The following is a 23,913-nucleotide window of genomic DNA, read 5'->3' as shown; positions in this document are numbered from 1 at the left end:
TGGCTTGCGAAGGAGCAGCCTACTTGACCGGGCCATTAAGGGCGGGCTTTGCCGGCTCCTGGACCAGGCGATAGTCCCCCTTCCGAGAATCTGGAACAAGGTTCCATCCAGGGGTAAGTTCCAGAGACCATCCAGCCCCCTTGAGGGGCCTGGATTGCGGATCTTCGGGCGCGGGAATGCGGAGGCTCTCGGTTGTCATCAGCGCTCCTTCAGAGGCCTCAAGGGAGCCCCAGGCATCGCTGGCCTGGATGGCTGGATACACCGTGCCATGCCCCTCCAAGGGAAGCAGGTGATTGGGATCGAAGGAGTAGTGGAGGGCTTCCGTGCGAGGCAGGATCAGGACGGGGCCCTCCACCAGCTTGGATCGGAACTGCGCCACCACGGCCTTCCTTCCATCCTCCCGGCGGGTTTCATCCTGGACGAGATCCCGCAGGCCATAAGCCGTGGCACGGTCGAGGGCCTGGCCTTTCCACTCTGGAGTGAGCTTGATCGCCAGGGCCTTCTGGAGGAGATCGCCAAGATCCGGCAGGTCCTTCACGTGGCGACGCCAGCCGGGAGCCGATGAATCCAGCAGCAAGCCGTAGGCGGGTCCCGAAGCATAAGCAAAAGATCGAACGTAGGTGGGCTTCCGAGCGCCGAGGTTGAGATCCACCAAGGCATCGGTGAGAGCCTGGGCCTCGGACCTGGCGCTCAAGCGGATGCCCGTGTATTCGGCCAGGCCCTCGGTCAATTCCATGGCTCGCTCCGCCTCTGCGGTTCCTGGGAAGAGGGACCGGCGGTACGCCCTGAACAGGAACGCATCCTGGATGGCGCGACGACGGGCGCTCCCACGCGCCAGGAGCGCCTCGCCAAGCGCCCGCCACTCCAGCTGAAGCCAGACCCGTCCATCGGTTGAATCAAGGTGCCCACAGGGACGGTTCTGGATCTCAAGGCCCAAGCTTTTCTGAATCCGATGGAAGCACTCGTGCATCATCAGGGCTTCGCGCGAGTGCTTGTTCTCTGGAAGTGGCCATCCCACCATGGTCCAGTGGACGCCGGACCACGCGATGGCCGTGTTGGCGATGTACACCGCTTCTGGCAGGTGACCCTCCCAGACATCCCCGGATCGTTGGAGTGCGCCTTTCGCATCCGGCCCATTGGCGACCACGCTTCGAGACACTCGATCCACGAACACCATCGGCCCGTACAGGGGGCTCCCCCAGAGTCTCCCGCGATCCCGGCTGCTCAGGGCCTTGGCCTCATGGAAGAACGCCGTTGCCAAACCCTGGTCGATGGGGGCGGGCGTGCCGCCACCGGCCACTGCGAGTGAATACAGAACGAATCCAAGGAAGCGGCGGGCGCGCGTCAACACGGGTACTCCGATTATGTGGATGCAGGGATCATGTTCAGACCCGGCCCAAGTGTTGTCTACTCGATCTGACGTCCAGGCCGTTCCAAAGCCAGCAGCCGCGCTTTGCGCTTCGGCGTCCCGAAGGCGCTCCAGCCGCCAGAGCCGTTCGCGGCCACCACGCGGTGGCAGGGCACCAGGATGAGGATGGGGTTCGCCTTCACGGCCTGGCCCACGGCCCGGGCCGCGCCGGGGCACCCCGCCAGCAGGGCCACCTCGCCGTAGGTGAGCGTCTGGCCGGGTTGGGTGGAGCGCAGCACCTGGGCCACGCGCTGCTGGAACGGCGTCAGCTCCGAGAGATCCAAGGGGATTCCGTCGAGGTCCTGAGGCTGGCCCGCCAGGTGCGCCATCAGACGCCGAACGGCCTCCATGACCCAGGCGGGTGCCTGCGCGGCCTCCTCCCGGTCGGGGCCGTCCACGAAGCGCAGAAGGCAGATGCCTTCGGCCGTCCAGGCCAGGCGCAGCCGACTCAGGCCGGTGGCGAAAGAGAGTGAGGACATCGGGGCAGGCATGGGGTCCGTGCTATCACGTCTGGTCCCGGAATGAAACGGCCTCCATGGCAGCCTGGCCTCCGCCGTGCTTCGTGCCCTCCTCCGTGTGGCCCAAGCCCCGGGTGGTGCTTCAGCACGGGCACAGCCGCCCGCGGGAGATCCGATGCCGCTATCCTGGGGCAACCCCCGGAGGCACCGATGCGACAGGCTCACTGGCTGGCGACGACCGCTCTGTTCCTGGCCCTGACCCCGTCCGGGCTCCAGGCCGATGCCCGCGCCGAGTGGAAGCTGGGGGAATTCTCCTATGTGAAGCTCGTGCCCGCCGAAATCGGAGCCCCACCCAATGCCCAGCCGGTGGACCTGTCTCCCGGCGGCCTCGCCGCCCTGTTGGGCTCCGTGCGGGCCACCCTGGATGGAAAGGTGGTCCCCCTCTTCTACAAGGACGAGGTGGCCGCCCTGGCGCCGGCCCTGAGCGAAGCCCTGGCCCAGGCAGGACCGAACCAGGACGTGGTGCTGGTGAGCACCAGCCGCCGAGGCCACTACCTCATGCGCGCCGAAGGGCTCACGGCCCGGATCTTCGTGCGGGACGGCGCCCTGAACCTGCTGGTGCACGACGCCCGGTTGGCCTTCATGGACGCCTGGCTGGAATCCAATACCCTGCCCACCTTCGTGTTCGGCTCCCGCACCCAGCCGGGGGACGCCGACCTCCAGGCGCCGGGCGCACAACGGGTCCGGCCCGACTGGCTGGTCCTGCCCCTGCCGCCCGCTGCGGCGGCGCTGCCTCCCGCGGCTGCGCCGCTCCCCGCCGCCCCCGCGCCAGCCCCGAGCGCCGCGCCCGCACCGGCCCCGAAGTCCGCTCCCGGCCCCCGTGAGGAGGCCGCCTACCAGACCACGGCGGAGCGCCTGCGCACGCTGCAACGCCTCCGGGATGACCACCTCATCACCGAGGCCGAGTACCAGGCCCGCCGCGAGGCCATCCTCAAGTCCCTCTAGCCAGGTCGTTCCCGCTAGTCTGACGTCATGCGCTGGCTCGCCATTGACCACGGCACGAAGAAGATCGGCCTCGCCTTTTCGGACGAGCTGGAGATCCTGGCCTCGCCCTTCGAGGTCTGGCCCCAGGAGCAGGAGCGCACCCTGGATCGTCTGGCCCGGCTCTGCCAGGAAGAGGGCGTGCAGGCCCTGGCGGTGGGGCTCCCCCGGCACAAGGACGGCGCCGAAAGCGCCACGGCGCCGGCGGCGCGGGCCTTTGGCGAGGCTCTGGCCGCCCGTACGGGTCTGCCCCTGCGTTTGGTGAACGAGCACCTCAGCAGCGCCGAGGCCGAGCGCCTGCTGCGCGAACGCGGCGTGAAGCCCGAGAAGCGCAAGGCAATGCTCGATGCGGCCGCGGCGGCCGTCATCCTAGGCGAACTGCTGGAAGATCGGCGGGCCAGGGGGATTCCGGCTAACCTGCTGGACTGAAACCTTCAGCCGGAGGGACCATGCGCATCGCATTCCTGGGCCTGGGACGGATGGGCGATCCGATGGCGCGCCGGTTGGCGGGCACCTTCGAACTGTCAGTGTTCAACCGGGACATGGCCAGGGCCCGGCCCTTTGCAGCTCTGGGGGCGCGGGTGGCGGGCTCCGTGCGGGAGGCCGTGGCGGGGGCGGAGGTCGCCATCACCATGCTCTCGGACGATGCCGCGGAGGAGGCCATCACCTTCGGCCCTGGCGGTCTGCTGGAGGTGCTGGACCCGGAGGCCGTCCACGTCTCCATGAGCACCATCGGCATCGCCACGTCCGCCCGCCTGGGGGAGGCCCATGCCGAAGCCGGGCAGGGCTTCGTGGCGGCGCCGGTCTTCGGCCGCCCGCCCGCGGCGGCCTCCGGCCAGCTCTGGATCCTGGCTGCCGGTCCCGACGACCAGGTGACCAAGTGTCAGCCGCTGTTCCAGGTCCTGGGCCAGGGCGTCTTTCCGCTGGGCGGCCGGGCCTCCACGGCCCACGCCCTGAAACTGGCGGGAAACAGCCTCCTTGTCACCGCCGTGGAGGCTCTCAGCGAGGCCTTCGCCTTCGGCGAGAAGGCGGGCGTGGCGCCGGAGACCACCCTGAAGATCCTCAACACGGCCCTGCTGAAGTCCCCGCTGGCTGACGCCTATGGGGGCGCCGTGGTACGAGGCGACTTCGAGCCCGCGGGCTTTGCCCTGCGGCTGGCCCTCAAGGATGTGAGCCTGGCCCTTCGTGCCGCCGAGGCTTATCAGGCGCCCCTGCCCATCACCAGCTTCCTGCGGGACCGCCTCCTGTCCGCCGTGGCCAAGGGCTACGGCGAACAGGACCTGGCGGCGCTCTCCCGCATCAGCCGAGAGGACGCGGGGCTCTGACCTAGAATCACCCCAGCCGCACCGTCCGCATGCAGCGCTCGGCCAGGCCGGGATTGTGGGTGACGAGGAGGGTGGTGGGCCGCAGCTCGGCGTGGAGGCCCAGAAGGAAGCCAAACACCTCTTCCGCCGTGGCGGGGTCGAGGTTGCCGGTGGGTTCGTCCAGCAGCCAGAGGGCGGGCTTGCGCACCAGGGCGCGGGCCAGTCCCGCCCGGGCCGCCTGGCCGCCAGAGAGCTGGCCGGGCAGACGCTCGCCGAGATCCCCCAGGCCCACGGTGGCCAGCAGCTGGCCGATCCAGGCTTCGGCTTCGGCGGAGCCATCGCCGTCGATCAGGAGCGGCATGCGGAGGTTCTCCCGCACGGTGAATTCGGGAAGCAGGTGGGGCTGCTGGAAGGCCAGGCCCACGCGGCGGCGGCGATAGAGGGCCCGGGCCTCGGCGCCTTCGGGCACGGGGCCGCCCCCCACGGTGATGGTCCCGCCCTCCCAATGGTCCAGCCCCGCCACGCAGTTCAGCAAGGTGGTCTTGCCCACGCCCGAGACGCCCACGATGGCGCAGAGGTTGCCAGCGGCCACGTCGAGGTCGAAGCCGTCGAAGACCGGATGGGCGTTGCCGGGGTAGGTCTTGTGCAGGCCCTGGATGGAAAGCGGCTGTCCGATCATTCGGCCCTCAGCGCGTCGACGGGGTCCAGGGCGGCGGCCTTCTTGGCGGGGTAGCGCGCCGCCAGCCAGGAGACCAGCAGGGGGAAGACGGCCACCAGGACGATATCCAGGAGCTTGAGTCGGAAGGGCATGTAGGTGATGAAGTCGTAGACGGCAGCGGGGAGCTTCAGGAGCTTGAAGCGGTCGAGGATTAGGCAGAGCGGCACGCTGGTGCCCAGACCCCAGGCCGTGCCCACGACGCCGATGCGCAGGCCCTGCAGCTCGAAGAGCCGCTGGATCTGTTTCGGCGTGGCCCCCAGGGCCAGCAGGACGCCCAGGTCTCGCCGCTTCTCCGTCACCAGCAGCACCAGGGACGCCACGATGTTGAAGGCCGCCACCAGCACGATGAGGCCGAATACCGCGGCAAATCCCCATTTTTCCAGGGCCAGCGCGGCGAAGAGCGTCTTGTTGGACTCCCGCAGGTCCGTGGCCATGTAGCCGGGCCCGAGTACCTCCAGCACCCGGGGTTTCACTTTCTCGATGAGGTCGATGCTCTGAGCACGCACCTCGATCATTTCCGCCCGGCCGTCGGACCGGGCAATCCGCATGGCGTCCGCCAGGTGGATGAAGGCCCAGGCCTTGTCGTACTCGGAGCTGTGGCTGTAGAAGGTCCCCGCTACGCGGAAGGCCGCCACCTTGGGCTGCTGGCCGCCCAGTCCAAGTTCCAAGCGAAAGAAAGCCAGGGCCACGGTGTCGCCCACCTTGAGGCTGAGACGCTGGGCCAGTTCCTTGCCCAGGATAATCTCGCCCTCTTTCAACTGCTCCACGGGGATGGGCTGCATGGAATCAAAGATGCTCGAGGTACCGTGGGCTGTGGCGGGATCCACGGCCTTGATCACCACCGGCTCCGGCGGCATGTCGCTGTCGGTGCGCCGCAGCAGGCCCTTCTCGATCCGGATGGGCGAGGCGGCCTGGACCCCGGAGACGGCCTGGATGGTCTTCAGGGCGCCCTCAGTGTCGGGAATGTCGCCGGCCAGGTGGTACACCGTGAAGTGGGCCGTGGCGCTGTAGAGGGTGGCCTGGATCTCATCGCGAATGCCGTTCATCAGGGCCAGGGTCACCACCATGGCGAAGACGCCCAGGGCCGTCCCGAAACGGGTGAGGATGACCATGATCCGGACGAAGGCCCCCTTGCGGTGGGTCTTCAGATAGCGGTCGGCGATGGTGCGTTCAAACAAGGGCATGGCTCCAGGGTAGCCGCCGCCCGGAGGCCGGGCATGGTTTCCGGGCGCCAGGGCTTGATTATTGCCCTCGGACACGGCAGCTTTGCCTCATGGCCGAAACCCCTCCCCGCTGTCTGCTCATCGCCCGCCAGGGCCCCGAGGACCGGGAGGACCGCATCCAGGATCACCTCCTGGAACTGGCCGAACTCGCCCGGAGTTGCGGATTCGAGGTCCAGACCCGGCGGATCCTGAAGCGGTCCCAGATCGCCACCCGGACCTTCTACGGCTCCGGCCAGCTGCAGGCGCTGGCCGACGAGGCGGCCCGGCAGGGGGTTCGCCACCTCATCTGCGACGACGAGCTGAGCGGCAGCCAGGTGAACGCCATCGTGAAGCTCACCAACCTCATCTGCCTGGACCGCACGGGCCTCATCCTCAGCATCTTCGAACAGCGGGCCCAGTCCCGGGAGGCCAAGGCCCAGGTGGAACTGGCCCGGCTCGAGTACGAGCTGCCCCGCCTCAAGGGGGCCTGGACCCACCTGGAACGCCAGGGCGGCGGTGTGGGCCTGCGCGGCGGCCCCGGTGAGACGCAGATCGAGGTGGACCGCCGCATGATCCGCACCCGCATCAGCCAGCTCAAGCGGGAGCTCACCCACCTCGAGCAGGTGCGGGAGACCCAGCGCCAGGGCCGACCCCAGGGCCTGCCTCGGGTGGTCCTGGTGGGCTACACCAACGCCGGCAAGACCACCCTCCTGAAGGCCCTCACGGGCGAGGGTGAGCCCCGGGACCTGCTCTTCGCCACGCTCGACACCACCACCCGCAAGGCCTGGCTGGGCCAGGACTTCGACGTCGTGACCGGCGAGGGCAGCGGCGCGCCCAAGCACTGCCTGGTGGCCGACACCGTGGGCTTCATCCGCAAGTTGCCCCACCAGCTGGTGGCGGCCTTCCGCAGCACCTTGGGGGAGGTGCGCACGGCGGACGCCCTGGTGGTGGTGGCCGACGCCGCCCATCCGGACCTGGAGGAGCATCTGCGGGTGGTGGGCGCCACCCTCCGGGAGATCGGCTGCGCGCCCGAGGACGACGACGCCCAGCCCCGTCTGCTGGTGCTGAACCAGGTGGACCGCCTTCACCGGCCCCAGAAGCTGGACCTGAAAAAGCGCCATCCTGGGGCCGTCCAGGCCTGCGCCTTGCATGGCACGGGCATCCCCGAGATCCGGGGATGGCTGCGGGAGCTGATCCCCGGGCCACCCATGCCCCGGGAGCTGGAGGCCTGGGAGCTGCCGGACCCGGCCTACTCCTGATCCTTCCGGGGCATCATCCCCACGGTGGCCGCGAGGCCCAGGGCCAGCAGGATGCGCAGGAAGAAGAGGTTGCGGCTGACGCCGTGGGCCTTGTTGTAGGCCACGCGGTCGGCATGGTCCGGCGCCAGGGTCTCGATGGGCGCGCCGATCCTGGCGCGGATCGCCCGCACCTTGGGCGTCACCACGAAGGTGCTCGCCAGGCACATGAGCATGGCCACCAGCCAGGCGGCGCTCCAGAGGCGGATGGGGCCGATGAGCTCTTCCTGCAGTTCGGCCATCCAGCGGGCACCCCAGCTGAGGCCTGCCAGTCCGAAGGCCGTCCAGGCCGCCCAGTCGAGACGGCCGATGATCAACCCGGCAATATGGCCCGCCACATCCCGGCTGGGCAGTTCCCGGAAGAAGACCGGTGCGGAGAACACCCCGAAACCCAGGGCCGCTCCCGCCCAGAGCAGCAGGAGGGCTACAGAGATGCGGTCAAGACGGCGAAGCGTGCTGGGGCTCATGGATTCCTGGATCGAAGGCTGAAGACCGCTCTACCACTCGTTGTAGGGGATCTGATTGATGGGACTCTTGTCGGCAGAGCCACTGCGAACGCGCCATACGCCCAGCTCGGCATCAGGATTATCGGGATCAGGGGGCTCTGTTTCGAGCTGCCAGGTATCCCGGGACTGGGTCATGGGATCCCACGGGATGTCCCGCAGGTAGCCCAGCTCCCTGAGGGGCCCCAGGCTCGAAGGGTACTTGCCCCGGTCCGCCCGATACTGCTCAAGGGCGTGGTTGATCTGGAAGAGGTTCTCCTTGAGGACGGCCTCGCGGGCCACGGTCGTCTTGTACCGGTAGCCCACCAGGCCGATCGTGGCCAGGAGAGCCAGGATGGTCATGACGACCAGGAGTTCCATCAGGGTGAACCCGCGCTGGCGGGAAGGGAAAAAGCGCATGGAACTACCTTAGCGTAGCCTGGGGCCGGTGGCGCGGGAGGTTGCGGGGATTGCCCGGGCCGGCCCCGCAGGATGGACGTATGCTGGGCCCGTCTGGAAGGGGGCCCCATGCCCGAACCTGCGATCACCTTCGATGATGTCCTTCTGATTCCGGCCTACAACCACCACGAGTCGCGGCGGACTGTGGACATCGGCATGACCGACAAGACCGGGAAGCTCCGGCTGGAGCTGCCCGTCCTGACGGCGAATATGGATACGGTGACCGAGGAGGCCATGGCCGACTTCATCGGCGAACGGGGCGGCATCGGGGTCCTCCACCGGTTCCTCTCCGTAGGGGAGAACGTCGCCATGTTCCGGCGCTGCCGGTTCCCCACCTTCGTCTCCGTGGGCACGGCCGAGTCCGAGATGGAGCGGGTGGAAGCCCTCCGGGATGCGGGGGCCCAGTACTTCTGCGTGGACGTGGCCCATGGCCACGCCCGGTACGTCGGCCGGATGGTCAAACGCATGCGCGAGATCCTCCCCAACGAATGCATCATGGCGGGGAATGTGGCCACCTACGCCGGGGCGGACTATCTGGCCAGCGTGAAGGCCGACATCGTGAAGGTGGGCATCGGCCCCGGCAGCGTCTGCACCACCCGCATCAAGACCGGCTTCGGCGTACCCCAGCTCACCGCCATCAAGGAATGCGCCCGGGCGGACCGTTCCATCGTGGCCGACGGAGGCATCCGCACCCCGGGAGACATCGTGAAGGCCCTGGCTTTCGGCGCGGACTTCGTGATGATCGGCGGCATGCTCGCCGGCACGCGCCCCACGCCGGGCGAGCCGCTCCTGGATGCCGCGGGGACGCCCACCCGCAAGGTGTACCGGGGCATGGCGAGCCAGGAGGTGGCAGACGACCACCTCGGTGGGCTCACCGGCTGGAAGACCTCCGAAGGCGTGGCCACGGAGGTTCTCTATCGCGAGGACGAGGACGAGATCCTCGCCGACATCGTGGGCGGCCTGCGCTCGGGCCTGACCTATGCCGGCGCGAACACCATCCGCGAGCTCCAGCGGAAACTCAACTACGTGCAGGTGTCCCCCGCCGGCTGGGTGGAGGGACTGCCCCACAAGACGCTGCGCTAGAGAACGCCCCTCTTCTTCTGATCCAGCTCGATGGAGTCATACAGCGCCTGGAGAGCGACGGTGGGTGGAGAACCACTCCTGCCGGGATGACGGGGCGTGGTATTGCCTGGACCGTTCTGGGAGAGGTCTGAGCCCGAAGGGCGAGGAGGTTGCCCTCGCCGAAGCCCATGGGGCGACCAGCCATCGGAGGCTCCGGGGGATCCTCCGATAGGGAGCGCATGAAAACGGGCCGCAGGGCGGCCCGTTTTCGAGGGAACCGGGGCGGCATTAGAGTACGCCACGCTTCTTTTGATCCAGCTCAATGGAATCATACAGCGCCTGGAAGTTGCCCTCGCCGAAGCCCATGTTCCCCCGCCGCTGGATGATCTCGAAGAACAGCGGCCCGATCTGGTCCTCGGTGAAGATCTGAAGCAGGTAGCCGGTCTCGTCGCCGTCGATCTGGATGCCCAGTTCCTTGGCCTCGCCGAGGCTCTCCTGCACGGTGTAGCCGCCCTTCGCGATGCGCCCGGGCAGCAGCTCGTAGTAGGTGTCCGGCACGCGGAGGAACTGGAACCCCTGGTCCTGGAGGGTGCGCAGGGTGTGGAAGATGTCGTTGGTGGACAGTGCGATGTGCTGCACGCCTTGGCCCCGGTGCCGCTGGACGTATTCCTGCACCTGGCTCTTCTCGTCCGTGGGCTGGTTGATGGGGATGATCACCTGGTTGTTCGCGCTCTGCACGACCTTGGAATCCAGCCCCGTGCCCAGGGCGCCGCGAATGTGGAACTCGCGGGTGACGACGAAGCCGTAGACGCGCTCGTAGAAGGCCACCAGGGCGTCCATCTCGGCGGGGCCCACGTTGTTGGTGAGGTGGTCCACGCGTACCAGGCCGGGGTCGCAGAAGGCCGGGGCCGGGTCGGGCGCAAGGCCGGGCCAGAAGGCGGACAGTTCGCCCTTCCGCTCCACCAGGAAGTTCCAGACGTCACCCACGCCTTGGATCGCGGCGAAGCGCAGCGTGCCGCCACCGAGGTCGTGGGACTCCGGCTCCTGTAAGACATGGGCACCCTGGGTCCGGGCCTGGGCCAGGGCCACGTCGAGGTCGTCCACGAGGAAATTGAGGGCGCACACGCCCTCACCATGGGCCTGGGCGTAATGGCCCGCGGGGTGGGAGGCGACGGCCTCGAAGATGAGGATATCCATGCGCTGCTGGCGCAGGTGGACCAGTCGGCCCCAGGTGTGGGAGCCACTGGCCACGCGGGCGAAGCCCAGGCGGCGGTAAAGAGGCTCCAGGTGCTCGACGGAGCCGGTCAACTGAAAGTGGTCGATGCGCTGCAACCCCATGGGGTTGCCGCCGGGCTGTCTGTGGGTGGGAGCGGTCAGGGCGAAGCTGGGAGCGGACATGGGCACCTCACGCAGGGCAGCCGATCATTCTGCGGCGCCGGGTGCGTGACGAGGATCACATGATTTAAGTTTACTTCAGCAAATTCAGCATTTAAATACCATTGAGTCGATTATTGATGTCAATGAAAAGGGCCCGCTGCACGGGCCCTTTCGATAACCGCGCGGAGCGCGGCTGCTGGGATCAACTCAGGGACGTGGCGATGACCTTCTCCTTGCTGAAGAACTCGAGGATGTCCCCTTCCTTCAGCTCGTCGAAGCCGTCGAGGGAGATGCCGCAGTCGAGGCCGTTCTTCACCTCGGTCACGTCCTCCTTGAAGCGCTTGAGGTTCTTGATGCCGCCCTCGAAGAGGACTTCCTCGCCACGCTTCACGCGGACCTTGTTCGATTTCTGGACCTTGCCTTCGGTGACGAAGGAACCGGCGATGACAGTCTTGCCGATCTTGAAGAGCTGGCGAATCTCGGCTTGGCCGTGGACGGTTTCCTTCTCCGTGGCATCGAGCATGCCGACCATGGCCTGCTCAATCTCTTCCGTGATCTTGTAGATGATGTCGTGGAAGCGCAGATCCACACCCTCTTCGCGGGCGAGCTCCTCGGTCTTCTTCTCGGCCCGGGTCTGGAAGCCGATGATGGTGGCCTTGGAAGCTTCGGCGAGGAGCACGTCGTTCTCGGTGACGGTGCCGGCGGCGCTGTGGATGATGCGCACTCTCACTTTTTCAGTGCTCAACCGCTCCAGCTGGCCCACCAGCGATTCCACCGAGCCCTGGGTGTCCGCCTTGATGATGAGGGGCAGTTCCTTGACCTGGCCGTCCTTGAGGGTGCTGAACAGGGTTTCCAGCGTGGCGCGCTGTTTCTGCTGCGCGGCCAGCTTGGCCTTCTCCTGGCGGAAGGAGACGATGGTGCGGGCCTTGCCCTCGTCCTCCACCACCTGGAAGTTGTCGCCGGCGCTGGGCACTTCCTCGAAACCGAGGATCTGCACAGCGGTGGATGGCTCGGCCTCGGTGACGCGCTGGCCCAAATAGTCGAACATGGCGCGGACGCGGCCCATGGTGGCGCCGGCCACGAAGATGTCACCGGCCTTGAGCGTGCCGCGCTGCACCAGCACCGTGGCCACGGGGCCGCGGCCCCGGTCGAGGCGGCCTTCGATGATGGACCCGGCGGCGGGGCAGTCGTAGACGGCCTTCAGTTCCTTCAGATCTGCCACGAGGAGCAGGGTCTCAAGCAGTTCGTCGAGGCCTTGCTGGGTCTTGGCGCTGACGAGGACGGCGGGCACATCGCCACCGTAGGCCTCGGTCTGGACGCTGTGCTGGAGCAGGCCCTGCTGGACCTTGTCGGGATTGGCGCCGGGCTTGTCGATCTTGTTGATGGCGACGACGAGGGGCACATCCGCGGCCTTGGCGTGGTTGATGGATTCCACGGTCTGAGGCATGACGCCGTCATCGGCAGCCACTACCAAGACAGCGATGTCTGTGACCTTGGCGCCCCGGGCACGCATCTTGGTGAAGGCTTCGTGGCCAGGCGTATCCAGGAAGACCACTTTGCGCATCTCGCCGGTGTTCGGGTCCTTCACGTTCACGTGGTAGGCGCCCACGTGCTGCGTGATGCCGCCTGCCTCGCCCGCCGCCACCTTGGTCTTGCGGATGGCGTCCAGCAGCGAGGTCTTGCCGTGGTCGACGTGGCCCATGATGGTGACCACGGGGGGACGGGGCAGCTTCTCGCCCTGCACGTCACCGGATTCGTCGGAGGCGATCTGGACATCCTCCTCGAAGGAGACGATGTCGGCCAGGAAGCCGAACTCGCGGGCGATGTCCTTGGCCATCTCGGTATCGAGGGGCTGGTTGATGGTGGCGAAGACGCCGCGATGCAGCAGCTTGGCCACGACATCCTTGGCGGGCCGGTTGCACTTCTCGGCGAGTTCCTTGACCGTCACGCCCTCGGAGAGCATGACGATGCCGATTTCCTCTTCGATGTATTCGCTGGCCACCTGCTGAGCGCGGGACCGGGGCTGGCGGAGCTTGAGGTCGAGTTCCTCCTCCTTGCTCCGGACGTAGCCGCCCTTCTTCTTCTTGCCACCCACATGGGCGCCACGACCGGGGCCCTTCTGGCTGTTGGGATCGATGGGGCCGGTCGCGGGGATGGACGGGCCGCGGCCGGGGCCACCGGGACGGGAACCCATGCCAGGGCGACCGGGACCACCAGGGCGTCCACCGGGGCCGCCGGGGCGGGAACCCATGCCGGGACCGCCGGGGCGTCCGCCAGGGCCGCTGGGGCGCGTGCCGGGGCCGCTGGGCCGGACCCCGCCCACGGGACGGGGCGGAGGCAGCTGGATGTAGCGGGCGGGTTCTGTGGACCGCGGCGCAGGGGCCGGGGTGTCCGAGGTCTTGATGCGGCTGAAGCCCTGGTCGGGCCTCATCTCCGTGATGGCGGGCGGGATGTACGGCCGCCGGCTGGGGGAGATCGGCACGGGGGCCTCATGGCGCACCTCACCCCGACCGGTATTGGTGGCCATCTGGAGAACGGCCTTCTCCTTCTGGGGCATGCCGGAGCGCTGCACGCTGCCGGGCGAAGGGGCCTGGCCGGGGCGCTGGACGATGGGACGGGCGCCTGCTTCGGGGCGGGGACCGGAACCGGAGGTCTGGCCGGGGCCGGAGGTCTGGGGCGGGCGCTGGGATGCCTGGCCGCCCGTGGGACGGGCCGGGGGCAGCTGGATGTAGCGGGCCGGCTTCTCTTCCCGGGGGGCAGGGGCGGCGCCCGTGGACACCTTCAGGCGGGAGAAAGTCTCCTGAGCGGGCTCGGCGGGCGCCGGGGCCTTGGTCGGCGCGACAGCTCCGCCTTCAGGGGCCGGCGCGGCGACGGGCGTGGCGACCGCGCCCTGAGCGGGCTCGGCGGCCTTCGCGTGGGGGGTCGCGGCGGAAGGTGCAGGTGCCTCGGCTTCCGGCTGGGGCTCGGGTCGGGGCTCGGCCTTCTTCACCAATACGGCCGGGGCCGGCTTGGGCGCCTCAGGCACGGGTTGGACCTCGGCCTTGACCGGCGGGGGGGCCGGCTGATTGGGGGCCTTCACCACCCTCACGGCAGCGGAGGGCTTGTGCAGCGCGAGGGGCGGAGCATCGCTCTCTCCCTTGTGCTTGCCCTGGAAGGTCCGGCGCAGCTGGTCCGCCTGGTCATCGGTGAGGTTGGAGCTATGGCTCTTCCCTTGGAGGCCCAGACGCTTCTCGCAGGCCTCGATGACCTCCTGATTGGCGACTCCGAGCTCTTTGGCGAGTTGGTTGATACGCAGCATGTAAGCGGATTACCTCGGCCTGGGGGTGGGAAACGGGAAGGGCTGCAGGACTACAGCCTACTCCCCGAAATGAGCCTGCACGGCATCGATGAGACGGAAGGCCAGATCCTGATCCATGCCATCCACCTGCATGAGCTGCTCGGCAGTGACAGTGTAAAGGGATTTGACATCGGAGAAGCCCGCGGCGGCGAGTCGGTCCACGAGGGCGGCATCCAACCCCTCGACCTGGATCTCGTCGAGCAGGGTGGAAGCAGGCGCGGCGGCCTCGACGGCAGGGGCCGCCTCGGCGTCGATCTCAGGCAGGGCCAGGCCCATGGCGACCTCGGCCTCGCGGCGCTTGTCGGCCTCGCTGCGGACATCGATGTTCCAGCCCGTGAGCTTGGCGGCCAGGCGGACGTTCTGGCCCCGCTTGCCGATGGCGACGCTGAGCTGTTCGTCGTCCACCACCACCTCGACCCGGCGGCTCTCGGGGTCACCCAGGTTCACCCGGATGGCCTTGGCGGGATTCAGGGCGTTGGCGATGAACTGGGCAGGGTCGTCGGAGTAGCGGACGATGTCGATCTTCTCGTTCTTCAGCTCGCGGATGATGGCCTGCACGCGGCTGCCCTTGAGGCCCACACAGGCGCCCACGGGATCCACGTCGGGATCGAGGCTGTGGACGGCCACCTTGGCGCGGTCGCCGGCTTCGCGGACGCAGTTGCGGATGACCACGGTGCCGTCATGGATCTCGGGCACTTCATTTTCGAAGAGCTTGATGAGCAGCCGCGGATCGGTGCGGCTGACCTGCACCTGGGGGTCCTTGGCGCTGCGGTCGACACTCACGATGACGACCTTGATGCGCTGGCCCTTGTCGAAGCGGTCGCCGCGCAGCGCCTCGCTGCGGCGCAGCATGGCTTCCACACGGTCGATCTCCAGGATGATGGCGCTCTTCTCGAAGCGCTTCACTTCGGCCACCACCACCTCGCCGATGCGGTCGGCGAACTCCGTGAAGATGCGCTCGCGCTCGGCCTCGCGGACCTTCTGCACGAGCACCTGCTTGGCGGCCTGGGCGGCGATGCGGCCAAGCTGGCTGGTGTCCTGGGGTAGCCAGAGGGTGTCGCCCTCTGCCGCGTCGGGGTTCAGGGTCTGAGCCTCGGCCAGGCTGATCTCGAGATCCTCTTCTTCGACTTCGGCCACGACCTGCTTCAGGGCGTAGACGTGAAACTCGCCCGTCTCCCGGTCCATCTGGGCCTGGAAGTTGCCGTAGAAATCCTGGGCATTGAAGTACTTGTCCGCGGCCTTGGCCAGGGCTTCCTCGACCGCCGCGAAGACGTCTTCCTCGGGGATGCCCTTTTCAGCGGCGATCATCTTCACGCTGTCGAAAAAGGTCGTTGCCACATTCGCCATCTCAGGCCTCCTCGTCCTCGACGACGCTTGTCTCTACGCCATCGGCATCAGGTACTTCGGTGAATCGGGCCGTCAAATGCTTGGGCCGCGGGGTTTTCTCTTCGTCGAACGGCGCCAGCCGGGCCTTCTGGATGCCTTCGATGGGGATGACCTTGAGGACGCCGTCTTCTTCGAGGGTGACGTTGCCGTCCGCCACGGGGCCGATCCAGCCCTTGAAGCGCTTCTGGCCGTTGATGGGGGCGGCGGTCTGCACGCGGCAGAGCCGGCCCGCGAAACGGCGGAAGTGATCGGCCTTCACCAGGGGGCGCTCCATGCCTGGGCTGCTGATCTCGACGCCGAGCTTCTCCCGCAGATCGGGGAATTCCACGTCCATCCACAGCAACAGGCCTTCGTTGGCGGAAGTGCAGTCGTCCAGGGTGATCTTGCGGCCGCTGGCCTCGGCATCCAGATGGTCGATGTAGAGGCGCAGCATCTCGTCCCGGCCCTCGCGGACGAGCTCCAGGTGCACCAGCTCGAAGCCCAGCAGGGCCAGCTGACGCTCAAGGGGGGGCTGCGCTTTCTTCAGATCCAAGGAGACTCCGAGTTAACAACAAAAAAGGTGGGCCGAACCCACCCAGTCTTGGCACCCGAGGGGGGTTGCCATGGCCGAATTGAATTTCAAGTCTAACGCCCATTCCCAGGAATCTCAAGGTTGGTTAATGCTCTCCGGGGGTCTGCGCTGCGCGCAGACCCCCGGACCCCCGCGCAGTGGCCCGGCGCAGCCGGGCCACTGCTGCCTCCCTGGGGGGTCCAGGGCCAAGTCGTGTCCCTGCTGAAAATCTTGATGAGGGCCACGGTCCCCCTGGGCTTCAATGGAGGTTGGAGGAACCCATGGCCACCATCCTGGACGGCAAGGCGCACGCGGATCGCATGCTGGAGGCCGTGCGGCTGGGCGTGCAGGCCCGGGCGACCCAGGGGCTGCGGGCCCCGGCCCTGGCGGTGGTGCTGGTGGGGGATGACCCCGCCAGCCACGTCTACGTCCGCAACAAGGCCGCGGCCTGCGCCCGGGTGGGTGTCACCTCCCTCGAACACCGGCTGCCCGCGGACACCCCCCAGGCGGAGCTGGATACCCTCATCGACCGCCTGAATGCCGACCCGGCGGTGGATGGGATCCTGGTACAGCTGCCCCTGCCCAAGGGTCTGGATTCCAAGCGGGCCCTGCACCGCATCGACCCCGCCAAGGATGTGGACGGCTTCCATCCCATGAACCAGGGCCTGCTGCTGGAGGGCCTGCCGGGCTTGCGTCCCTGCACCCCCAGCGCCTGCATGTCCCTGCTGGCCCACCACGGCGTGGCCCTCAAGGGCCTGCGGGCGGTGGTGCTGGGGCGCAGCGAGATCGTGGGGAAGCCGATGGCTCTCATGCTGCTGGAGCAGCACGCCACCGTGACCATCGCCCACAGCCGGACGCAGGATCTGCCCGCCGTCTGCCGGGAGGCGGACCTGCTGGTGGCCGCCGTGGGCCGCCCCGGGCTGGTGGAGGGCTCCTGGATCAAGCCCGGCGCCGTGGTGGTGGATGTGGGCATCAACCGCGTGGAGGATCTCCTCCTGGGCGAGCGGATCTTCGCCGCCGAGCCGAAGAAGCTGGAGACGCTGCTGGCCAAGGGCGCCGTCCTCTGCGGTGACGTGCGCTTTGGCGAAGCCATGCAGGTGGCGTCCGCCGTGACGCCTGTGCCCGGCGGTGTCGGCCCGCTCACCATCGCCGGGTTGCTGACCAACACCCTCCAGGCGGCGAATCAACTAGGCTGATTCGCCGGCGAATTTCAGGGACAGAGTCCGCCGTCGACATTGATAATCTGGCCGCTCATGTAGCTGGCCCAGTCGGAGCAGAGGAAGGCCACCACGCCGGCCACTTCCTCGGGCTCGCCTTCGCGTTTGAGGATGGTGGGCGCCAGCATCTGGCGGCGCACCTCCTCGGGCACGTCCTGCGTGAGTTCCGTATGGATGAGGCCGGGATTCACGGCGTTCACCAGCACACCAAAAGGGGCCATCTCCCGGGCCAGGCTACGGGTGAGAGCGATCACCGCGCCCTTGCTGGCGCCGTAGTTGGTCTGGCCCGCCTTCCCGATGATGCCCGTGGGGCTGACGATGTTGACGATGCGGCCCCACTTGCGGGCCATCATGCCGCGCACGAAGGCCTTAGTGGCGTACACGGTGCCCCGGAGGTTCACGTTCATGACCTCCTCCCACTTCTCGTCGCCCATGAGGATGAAGGGACCGTCCTGGCGGGTGCCGGCGTTGTTCACAAGAATGTCCACGGGCCCCAACTCGGCCTTCACGCGGTCCGCGGCGGCCTCCAGTTCAGCCTTCACCCGCACGTCCGCCAGCACCACCATGGCGCGGCGGCCCAGGCCCCGGATCTCGGCGGCCACTGCGTCGGCCAGGTCCTGATTCTTCTGGGCATGCACCACCACGTCCGCGCCCCAGCGGGCAAACTCCACGGCAATGGCCCGCCCGATGCCCCGGGAGGACCCGGTGACGAAGGCGATGCGGCCGAGCAGGGGTGGTTGGTTGAAGGGCATGGCGCAACTCGAATTGAACAGATTAGGATGCCTCATGGGGGAATGCATGTCCAAGGATCTGGTGAGCCCTGACGCCATGGAGGACTTCCTCAAGACGCATCCAGACTGGGTTGCACAGGGGGATTCCCATGGCCTCACCCTGCGCCGCCGCTACGTCTTCTCGGCCTACCCCCGGGGCCTCGGGTTCGTGATGGCCGCCGCCGAGCACGCCGAGAAAGTGAACCACCACCCAGACTTGACCCTTGGCTACCGCTGGGTCGTGGCCGTCCTCACCACCCATGTCAGCCGAGGTGTCACGCAGCGGGACCTGGACCTGGCCGAGGCGCTGGACCGGATGTATCTGGAGCACATCTAGGCGGGAGGCCGGAATCCAGTCTCCAGCCTGTCTCACCGCATTGGTGTCGCGCGGGGTGGCGGGTTGAACCGTTCCTGCATGGACTGCACCTTGGTGAGGTCCAGCTGCTCCGGATGAGACGGATCGGAGGACATGAATTCACCCAGCTCCAGGGCCTGGTGTGTTGGCGGAGGCAGTTCAAAGGCCCCGGAGAGGCGCTCCCGCAGGGCCTTGAGGTAGAGGGTGAACACTTCGTGACGTGGGGACTCGCGGTAGGCCAAGTCCCACACCTCCACCGTGGCGCCTGCCGGCTCCCGGCGGGAAGGTTTCAGAGGCTTCGCGGTGATCCCGAGGATCAGGCCGTCCCAGCACCCGGGCATGACCAGATGGACGGGCTCGGTGGGGACGCCCAGTTCCGTACGGAGCTCCAGCTTCCCCACCTCCTGCGCGGTCAGGCAGGAGGAGAGAAGGAGGCTGGAGAGAAGGCCGCGCATGGAAGCAGGATAGTCCGGGCGGCGGCCCGGTTCCTCAGGGCTTCCGCGACTTGGGCTTGCCAGTGCGGGGTGCGGGCTTGCGGGTGGGGCGTTCACCCGGGCCTTCGCGGCGTGGGCCCGTGGGGCGGCCGGCGGCACTGTAGGTGCGGGGAGGCCGGGGCGCACCTTCATCCCGTCGTGGGCCGCCCGGGCGGCCCACAGGTCCAGAGGCGCGATGTGGGCGCTCGTCGCTGTCCGGGCGGGGCCGGGCCGGGCGGTCGCCGGGGGTGAAGGGTTTGCGGGGCCGTGCCTCGCCATCCTCGCGGTGCGGCCGGGCGGGCCGCTCGGAGGAGCCAAAGGTGCGGCGCGGGCGCTCGTCGCTGTCTGGGCGAGGCCGGGCCGGGCGGTCACCGGGGGTGAAGGGTTTGCGGGGCCGTGCCTCGCCATCCTCGCGGTGCGGCCGGGCGGGCCGCTCGGAGGAGCCGAAGGTGCGACGCGGGCGCTCGTCGCTGTCCGGGCGGGGCCGGGCCGGGCGGTCACCAGGGGTGAAGGGTTTACGGGGTCGTGCCTCGCCATCCTCGCGGTGCGGCCGGGCGGGCCGCTCGGTGGAACCAAAGGTGCGGCGGGGCCGCTCGTCACTGTCTGGACGGGGCCGGGCCGGGCGATCGCCAGGGGTGAAGGGCTTGCGGGGGCGTGCCTCGCCATCCTCGCGGCGCGGCCGGGCGGGTCGCTCGGCGGAACCGAAGGTGCGGCGCGGCCGCTCGTCGCTGTCCGGACGGGGCCGTGCTGGGCGATCGCCAGGGGTGAAGGGTTTGCGGGGCCGTGCCTCGCCCTCCTCGCGGCGCGGACGGGCGGGTCGCTCGGCGGAACCGAAGGTGCGGCGGGGCCGCTCGTCGCCATCCACGGGGCGGGGACGCGGAGTCCGTGCCGGCGCCTCGCGTTCGTCGAAGCGCTTGGCTCGGGCCACGCGCTTGAGCTTGTGATCCCGCGTTTCCGTGGGCTGGTAGATGCCCTCCTCGCCCTTCACGCCGGTGGCGGCGCGGACGATGCGGGCCTGGTTGCGCAGGGCCTTCAGGGCCGCCTCCATATCCGCGGGCATGGGGGCTGTAACTGTGACCTGCTCCTCGGTGACGGGATGCTTGAAGCCGAGCAGCTCGGCGTGCAGAGCCTGGCGATCGAGCAGGGGGCTCTCCGTGCCGTAGACCTGATCGCCCAGCAGCGGATAGCCGCGGTCGGCGAACTGCACGCGGATCTGGTTGCGGCGGCCGGTCTCCAGGCGCACCTCGACCACGGTGTGGCCGGGCAGGCGCTCGATCACACGGTAGTGGGTCACGGCCTCCTTGGCGCCGGCGGGCATGCGCTTGCCACCGCCAGGGCCCTTGCGGGGTGTGGCCACGGACATCTTCAGGGACTTGGCGTGCTCAATGAGGTGGCCCGCGAGCGTGCCGCTGTTCTCGGGCAGCTCACCCACGAGCACGGCGAAGTAGACGCGTTGAAGGCGGTGCAGCTCGAAGTGCTTCTTGAGACCGTGCAGGGCTTCGGGGGTCTTGGCGAACACCAGCACACCGCTGGTGAAGCGGTCGAGGCGGTGGACGATGTAGAGGTTGAAGCGCTTGAAGCCGCGACGGCGGTAGGACTCGGTGATGGCCTCGGCCAGGCTGGGTTCGCCGCCCTGTTCCGCGGGCACCGTCAGCAGACCCGCGGGCTTGAAGACGAAGAGCAGATGGTTGTCTTCCCACAGGGTTTCGAAGGGCCCTGCCTGGAGCTTCCGGGCCGCGGGCAGCACGTCGTAGGTCAGCTCGGGATCGAAGACCACCTTCACGGTGTCCCCTGGGTTGAGCCGGTGGCCGTGCTTCTCGACGGTCTCGCCGTTCACCGTGACGCAATGGCCATCAATGAAGCCCTTGGCCTGACGGTGGCTGATGACCATCACCCTGTGCAGTTCCGAGGCCAGCGCCGAGCCTTCGTGTTCCGCTTTCCATTCCCGTTCGATGCGTGCCATGGCTACGCCCTCCGTCATCGCCTCGCGTCCTGATCAACGCCAAGCGGACATCCAGAAGACCATGAAAGGCTTTCCCCACCTAGCAAAATGGGGGAGCGGCCGACCGCTCCCCCATTTTCCCAGTGAAGAGGACCCTACTTCTTCGCGCCCTTGGCGAAGTCGCCGGCCTTGACGATCACGAGCTTCGCGGGGTCCAGGTGTTGGCGCAGGGCGGCGTTGACCTCGTCCAGCTTCAGGGCCTGGATCTTGGCCTCCAGTTCCGCCTGGAAGAGCACGGGGCGGCCCAGGTAGAGGCTGTTGTTCAACCAGGCGGCGATCGCAGGATCCTCCTGGCGCTGGGTTTGTTCGCCCTGGAGCCAGGTCTTGCGGGCGAAATCCAGCTCCTCCTGGGTGAAGCCCTCCTTAAGGGCTTTCTGGAGTTCCTCCTGGAAGGCCGCCTCCAGCTTCGCCGCGTTCTGGGGCGCGTAGATGGCGTAGGCCTGCCAGGACGAGACGGGATCCTGGCTGCTGCTGTTGAAGTTGGATCCCGCCCCGTAGCTGAACCCCTCCTTCTGGCGCAGGCGATCGCCGAGGCGGTTCTTCAGGATGCCGCCGCCGAGGATCTGGTTGGCCATGAGGAAGGCTGGATAGCCCGGATCCGTGTCCTTCATGGCCCAGCGCTCCATGGCCACGAAGATGGCCATTTGCTTGTCGGGCGTTTCGAAAGCCTCGGACTGGCCGGGAACCACCTTCAGGCGCGCGGGGATGCGCTCATAGGCCGAGGCGGATGTCCAGGAACCGAAGAGGTCTGTGACCAGGCCCTGGATCTCCTTGGCGTCGAAGTCGCCCGAAGCCGCGAAGGTCGCGTGGTCCGCCCCGTAGAAGGCTGCGTGGAAGGCCTTCAGATCCTCGACCTTGGTGCTCTTCATATCCTGGATCCGAGTCTCCAGCGACCGGTAGGCCGAGGGGTGGCCCGCCGGGTAGGCATCGAAGGTCTGGCCCAGGAAATCCATGGCCTTGGCCTGGGGCTCCTGACGCTGGGACTCGATGCCGGTGGTCTGCTGCTTCACGAGGGTCTCGAGCTCGGAGGCCGGGAAGGCAGGTTCCCGCAGCACCTCGGCCACGAGTTTCAGTGTGGCGGCCAGGTTCTCCCGGGGCACCTTGATCCGGGCGTTGGCGGACGTGGCGCCGCCGGTGATCATCACTTCCGCTTTCAGCTTGTCGAAGGCATCCGCCAGCTCCTGGCGCGAATGTTTGAGGGTGCCGCGCATGAGCATGGCGCCGGTGAGATCCGGCGTGGCCAGCTTGTCGCGCAGGGATGTTTCCTGGCCGAAGCGCAGGGTGAGTTGGACGGCGGCCATGCCGCCCTTGGTCTTCCTGGAGAGCAGGGCGCCCTTCAGGCCGTTGGGCGTGGTGAACCGTACCGTGCGCTGATCCACGTTGGCGGGGCTGGCATCGAACGCCTCGCCCTGGGCGATGGTCTGCTTGCCGGTGTAGGCCTTCACATCCGCGGCCACGTCGGGCACCGCCGGCACCGTGGTCCGATCCGGCTTCTCCGTGGGGATGTATTCCCCGAGGGTGCGATTGCTCGGCTTGAAGTAGGCCACCGCGGCCGTCTGCACCTTGTCGAGGGTCGCGGCCATGGTGCGGTCGCGATCCAGGAACCATTCCCGCCAATCACCGGCCGCCATGGCTTCGCTGAGGCTGATGGCCATGGTCTTGGTGTCGGACAGAGCCTGGTCGATACCTTTCTGGACCTGGGCCTTGGCGCGATCCAGCTCCGCCTGGGTGAGAGGCTTGTCCTTCAGGGTTTCCACTTCGTGCAGGAGAACCTCCTTCGCCTTCTCCATGTCGCCATCCTTCGCCAGGACCACGCCGAACATCTGGAGGCCGGGCTCGTAGGTGGTGAAGGAGAGGGGGAACACCTGGGCGGCCAGCTTGGTTTCCACCAGCGCCTTGTAGAGGCGGCCGCTGGGGGCATCAGTAAGGATCGCCGCCGCCAAGTCTGTGGCGCTGCGATCTGCCTGGGCCGAGGGGGCGACGTGGTACCCGGCCACCAGGAGCGGGGTGCCGCCCACGCGGCGGATGGTCACCAGCCGCTCGCCGTCCTGGACGGGCTCCACGGTGTAGGTGGGCTCCAGGGTGCGGGCCGGCTTCGGGAGCCGGCCGAAGGTGGCGTTGATGGTGGCCAGCGTCTTCGGCCCGTCGAACTGTCCCGCCACCATCAGAATCGCGTTGTCCGGCTGGTAGTAATTGGTGTAGAAGGCCCGGAGGTGGGCCACATTCACATGCTCGATGTCGCTGCGGGCTCCGATGACCGGCTTGCCGTAGTTGTGCCAGTCGTAGGCCGCCGACATGACCCGCAGGAGGGTGGTGCGGAAGGGGCTGTTCTCGCCGGACTCGAACTCATTGCGGACGACGGTCATCTCGCCGCTCTTGCCGTCCTTGCCCCACAGCGTCTCCGCCGTGAAGGTGCAGTTCAGCATCCGATCCGCCTCCAGATCCAGCGCCTTCTTCAGGTTCTCCTCGGAGGCCGGGAAGGAGACGTAGTAGTTGGTGCGGTCGAAGTTGGTGGTGCCGTTGGCGTCGCCGCCCAGCTCGTTGAGGATCTTCCAGGTGTCCGGCCGCGCCTTCGTGCCCTTGAAGAGCATGTGCTCCAGCAGGTGGGCCATGCCCGTCTCGCCGTAATGCTCCATCCGGCTGCCCACCAGGTAGGTGATGTTGGTGGTGATCGTCGGCTTGCTCGCATCGGGATAGAGCAGCACGCGCAGGCCGTTGGCCAGGCGGTATTCCGTGATGCCCTCCACCGCCGTCACCTTGGCGGGAGCAGGCAGCGGAAGCGCTTTCGCGGCTTTCACCTTGGCGGCAGCCTTGTACGCCGCACTGGCCGGCCTGGGGGCGTCTCCCGCCACCAGCGCGAAGGCCAGGGCCCCGCACAGGGGCAAGATGAATCGACGGGAGAGAGACATGTGACCTCCAGGTTGTGAAAGATTCCGCATGGAAGCCCTCAGCATACGCGGCACGAAGAAAAGCGCTTGTTAAGAAATGTTTAGGCGCCCCGGGAAGTTCCCCTGAGG

At 67.8% G+C, this 23,913-nt stretch carries 21 protein-coding genes; 7 read left to right on the top strand and 14 right to left on the bottom strand.

Translation table 11 applies throughout. The features are described from left to right. Nucleotides 1–19: 19 nt before the first annotated feature. The gene (locus NOV74_RS14860) at nt 20–1,351 is read right to left on the bottom strand and encodes a hypothetical protein (protein WP_257314101.1); all 1,332 of its coding nucleotides are present in this window, start codon (nt 1,349–1,351) and stop codon (nt 20–22) included. 56 nt (nt 1,352–1,407) lie between these two features. Continuing rightward, entirely contained in the window at nt 1,408–1,887 is a 480-nt protein-coding gene (locus NOV74_RS14855; RefSeq protein ID WP_257314100.1) for a methylated-DNA--[protein]-cysteine S-methyltransferase, read from the bottom strand. A gap of 189 nt (nt 1,888–2,076) precedes the next feature. Between NOV74_RS14855 and NOV74_RS14850 the strand changes: the two genes are divergently transcribed. From NOV74_RS14850 to NOV74_RS14840, 3 genes are read left to right on the top strand one after another with little or no spacing between them, the layout of a single operon-like run. After that, complete coding sequence (locus NOV74_RS14850) at nt 2,077–2,871, top strand: SHOCT domain-containing protein (protein ID WP_257314098.1); 795 nt, start codon at nt 2,077–2,079, stop codon at nt 2,869–2,871. Between the two features lie 27 nt (nt 2,872–2,898). Next, entirely contained in the window at nt 2,899–3,336 is a 438-nt protein-coding gene (gene ruvX / locus NOV74_RS14845) for a Holliday junction resolvase RuvX (protein WP_257314096.1), read from the top strand. Between the two features lie 20 nt (nt 3,337–3,356). Further along, complete coding sequence (locus tag NOV74_RS14840; RefSeq protein ID WP_257314095.1) at nt 3,357–4,232, top strand: NAD(P)-dependent oxidoreductase; 876 nt, start codon at nt 3,357–3,359, stop codon at nt 4,230–4,232. Between the two features lie 7 nt (nt 4,233–4,239). Here NOV74_RS14840 and NOV74_RS14835 read toward each other — a convergent pair whose 3' ends face one another. Next, complete coding sequence (locus NOV74_RS14835) at nt 4,240–4,890, bottom strand: ABC transporter ATP-binding protein (protein WP_257314094.1); 651 nt, start codon at nt 4,888–4,890, stop codon at nt 4,240–4,242. Continuing rightward, nucleotides 4,887–6,113, bottom strand: coding sequence for an FtsX-like permease family protein (locus NOV74_RS14830; protein ID WP_257314092.1), 1,227 nt, complete (start codon nt 6,111–6,113; stop codon nt 4,887–4,889). The genes NOV74_RS14835 and NOV74_RS14830 overlap by 4 nt, the downstream gene beginning before the upstream one ends. An 89-nt stretch (nt 6,114–6,202) precedes the next feature. Between NOV74_RS14830 and hflX the strand changes: the two genes are divergently transcribed. Further along, nucleotides 6,203–7,390: a GTPase HflX gene (hflX, locus tag NOV74_RS14825; RefSeq protein WP_257314091.1), complete on the top strand. Its 1,188-nt coding sequence runs from the start codon at nt 6,203–6,205 to the stop codon at nt 7,388–7,390. On the opposite strand, the gene NOV74_RS14820 is transcribed toward hflX, so the two are convergent. Further along, nucleotides 7,381–7,893 carry a DUF4149 domain-containing protein gene (locus NOV74_RS14820; RefSeq protein ID WP_257314090.1) on the bottom strand — a complete coding sequence of 171 codons (513 nt, stop codon included), beginning with the start codon at nt 7,891–7,893 and terminating at the stop codon, nt 7,381–7,383. The two genes, hflX and NOV74_RS14820, sit on opposite strands and share 10 nt — an antisense overlap. Before the next feature lie 30 nt (nt 7,894–7,923). After that, the gene (locus NOV74_RS14815) at nt 7,924–8,328 is read right to left on the bottom strand and encodes a type II secretion system protein (RefSeq protein WP_257314088.1); all 405 of its coding nucleotides are present in this window, start codon (nt 8,326–8,328) and stop codon (nt 7,924–7,926) included. Nucleotides 8,329–8,436: 108 nt separating this feature from the next. Between NOV74_RS14815 and NOV74_RS14810 the strand changes: the two genes are divergently transcribed. Then, nucleotides 8,437–9,450 (top strand): guanosine monophosphate reductase, encoded by a 1,014-nt coding sequence (locus tag NOV74_RS14810; protein ID WP_257314086.1) that lies wholly within the window; start codon nt 8,437–8,439, stop codon nt 9,448–9,450. 267 nt (nt 9,451–9,717) lie between these two features. Here NOV74_RS14810 and hppD read toward each other — a convergent pair whose 3' ends face one another. The 4 genes from hppD to rimP form a co-directional block, all read right to left on the bottom strand. After that, a complete protein-coding gene (gene hppD / locus NOV74_RS14805) occupies nt 9,718–10,827 on the bottom strand; it encodes a 4-hydroxyphenylpyruvate dioxygenase (protein WP_257314084.1) in 1,110 nt (369 codons plus the stop codon). Nucleotides 10,828–11,008: 181 nt separating this feature from the next. Next, entirely contained in the window at nt 11,009–14,104 is a 3,096-nt protein-coding gene (infB, locus tag NOV74_RS14800; RefSeq protein WP_257314081.1) for a translation initiation factor IF-2, read from the bottom strand. Nucleotides 14,105–14,161: 57 nt separating this feature from the next. After that, nucleotides 14,162–15,490 (bottom strand): transcription termination factor NusA, encoded by a 1,329-nt coding sequence (nusA, locus tag NOV74_RS14795; protein ID WP_257314079.1) that lies wholly within the window; start codon nt 15,488–15,490, stop codon nt 14,162–14,164. 1 nt (nt 15,491) lies between these two features. Beyond that, nucleotides 15,492–16,061, bottom strand: a complete 570-nt coding sequence (gene rimP / locus NOV74_RS14790; RefSeq protein WP_257314077.1) for a ribosome maturation factor RimP — start codon at nt 16,059–16,061, stop codon at nt 15,492–15,494. A 299-nt stretch (nt 16,062–16,360) separates the two neighbouring features. On the opposite strand from rimP, the gene folD reads away from it, so the two are divergent. Further along, nucleotides 16,361–17,275 carry a bifunctional methylenetetrahydrofolate dehydrogenase/methenyltetrahydrofolate cyclohydrolase FolD gene (gene folD, locus NOV74_RS14785; RefSeq protein WP_257314075.1) on the top strand — a complete coding sequence of 305 codons (915 nt, stop codon included), beginning with the start codon at nt 16,361–16,363 and terminating at the stop codon, nt 17,273–17,275. A gap of 14 nt (nt 17,276–17,289) precedes the next feature. Here the strand turns inward: folD and NOV74_RS14780 are convergent, their stop codons facing one another. Continuing rightward, the gene (locus tag NOV74_RS14780; RefSeq protein ID WP_257314073.1) at nt 17,290–18,048 is read right to left on the bottom strand and encodes an SDR family NAD(P)-dependent oxidoreductase; all 759 of its coding nucleotides are present in this window, start codon (nt 18,046–18,048) and stop codon (nt 17,290–17,292) included. A gap of 46 nt (nt 18,049–18,094) precedes the next feature. On the opposite strand from NOV74_RS14780, the gene NOV74_RS14775 reads away from it, so the two are divergent. Further along, nucleotides 18,095–18,403: a 4a-hydroxytetrahydrobiopterin dehydratase gene (locus NOV74_RS14775; protein WP_257314071.1), complete on the top strand. Its 309-nt coding sequence runs from the start codon at nt 18,095–18,097 to the stop codon at nt 18,401–18,403. Between the two features lie 32 nt (nt 18,404–18,435). Here NOV74_RS14775 and NOV74_RS14770 read toward each other — a convergent pair whose 3' ends face one another. The 3 genes from NOV74_RS14770 to NOV74_RS14760 all read right to left on the bottom strand — a co-directional run bounded on the left by NOV74_RS14770 (nt 18,436) and on the right by NOV74_RS14760 (nt 23,805). Further along, nucleotides 18,436–18,876 (bottom strand): hypothetical protein, encoded by a 441-nt coding sequence (locus tag NOV74_RS14770; protein WP_257314069.1) that lies wholly within the window; start codon nt 18,874–18,876, stop codon nt 18,436–18,438. Between the two features lie 34 nt (nt 18,877–18,910). Then, nucleotides 18,911–20,857, bottom strand: a complete 1,947-nt coding sequence (locus NOV74_RS14765; protein WP_257314066.1) for an RluA family pseudouridine synthase — start codon at nt 20,855–20,857, stop codon at nt 18,911–18,913. Nucleotides 20,858–20,991: 134 nt separating this feature from the next. After that, entirely contained in the window at nt 20,992–23,805 is a 2,814-nt protein-coding gene (locus tag NOV74_RS14760) for a M16 family metallopeptidase (protein WP_306672524.1), read from the bottom strand. Between the last annotated feature and the right edge of the window lie 108 nt (nt 23,806–23,913).

The organism is Geothrix fuzhouensis (genome assembly GCF_024609325.1).
Taxonomy (GTDB): domain Bacteria; phylum Acidobacteriota; class Holophagae; order Holophagales; family Holophagaceae; genus Geothrix; species Geothrix fuzhouensis.
Note: the sequence above shows the minus strand (reverse complement) of the source record. Positions and strands in the feature narration are given on the sequence as shown.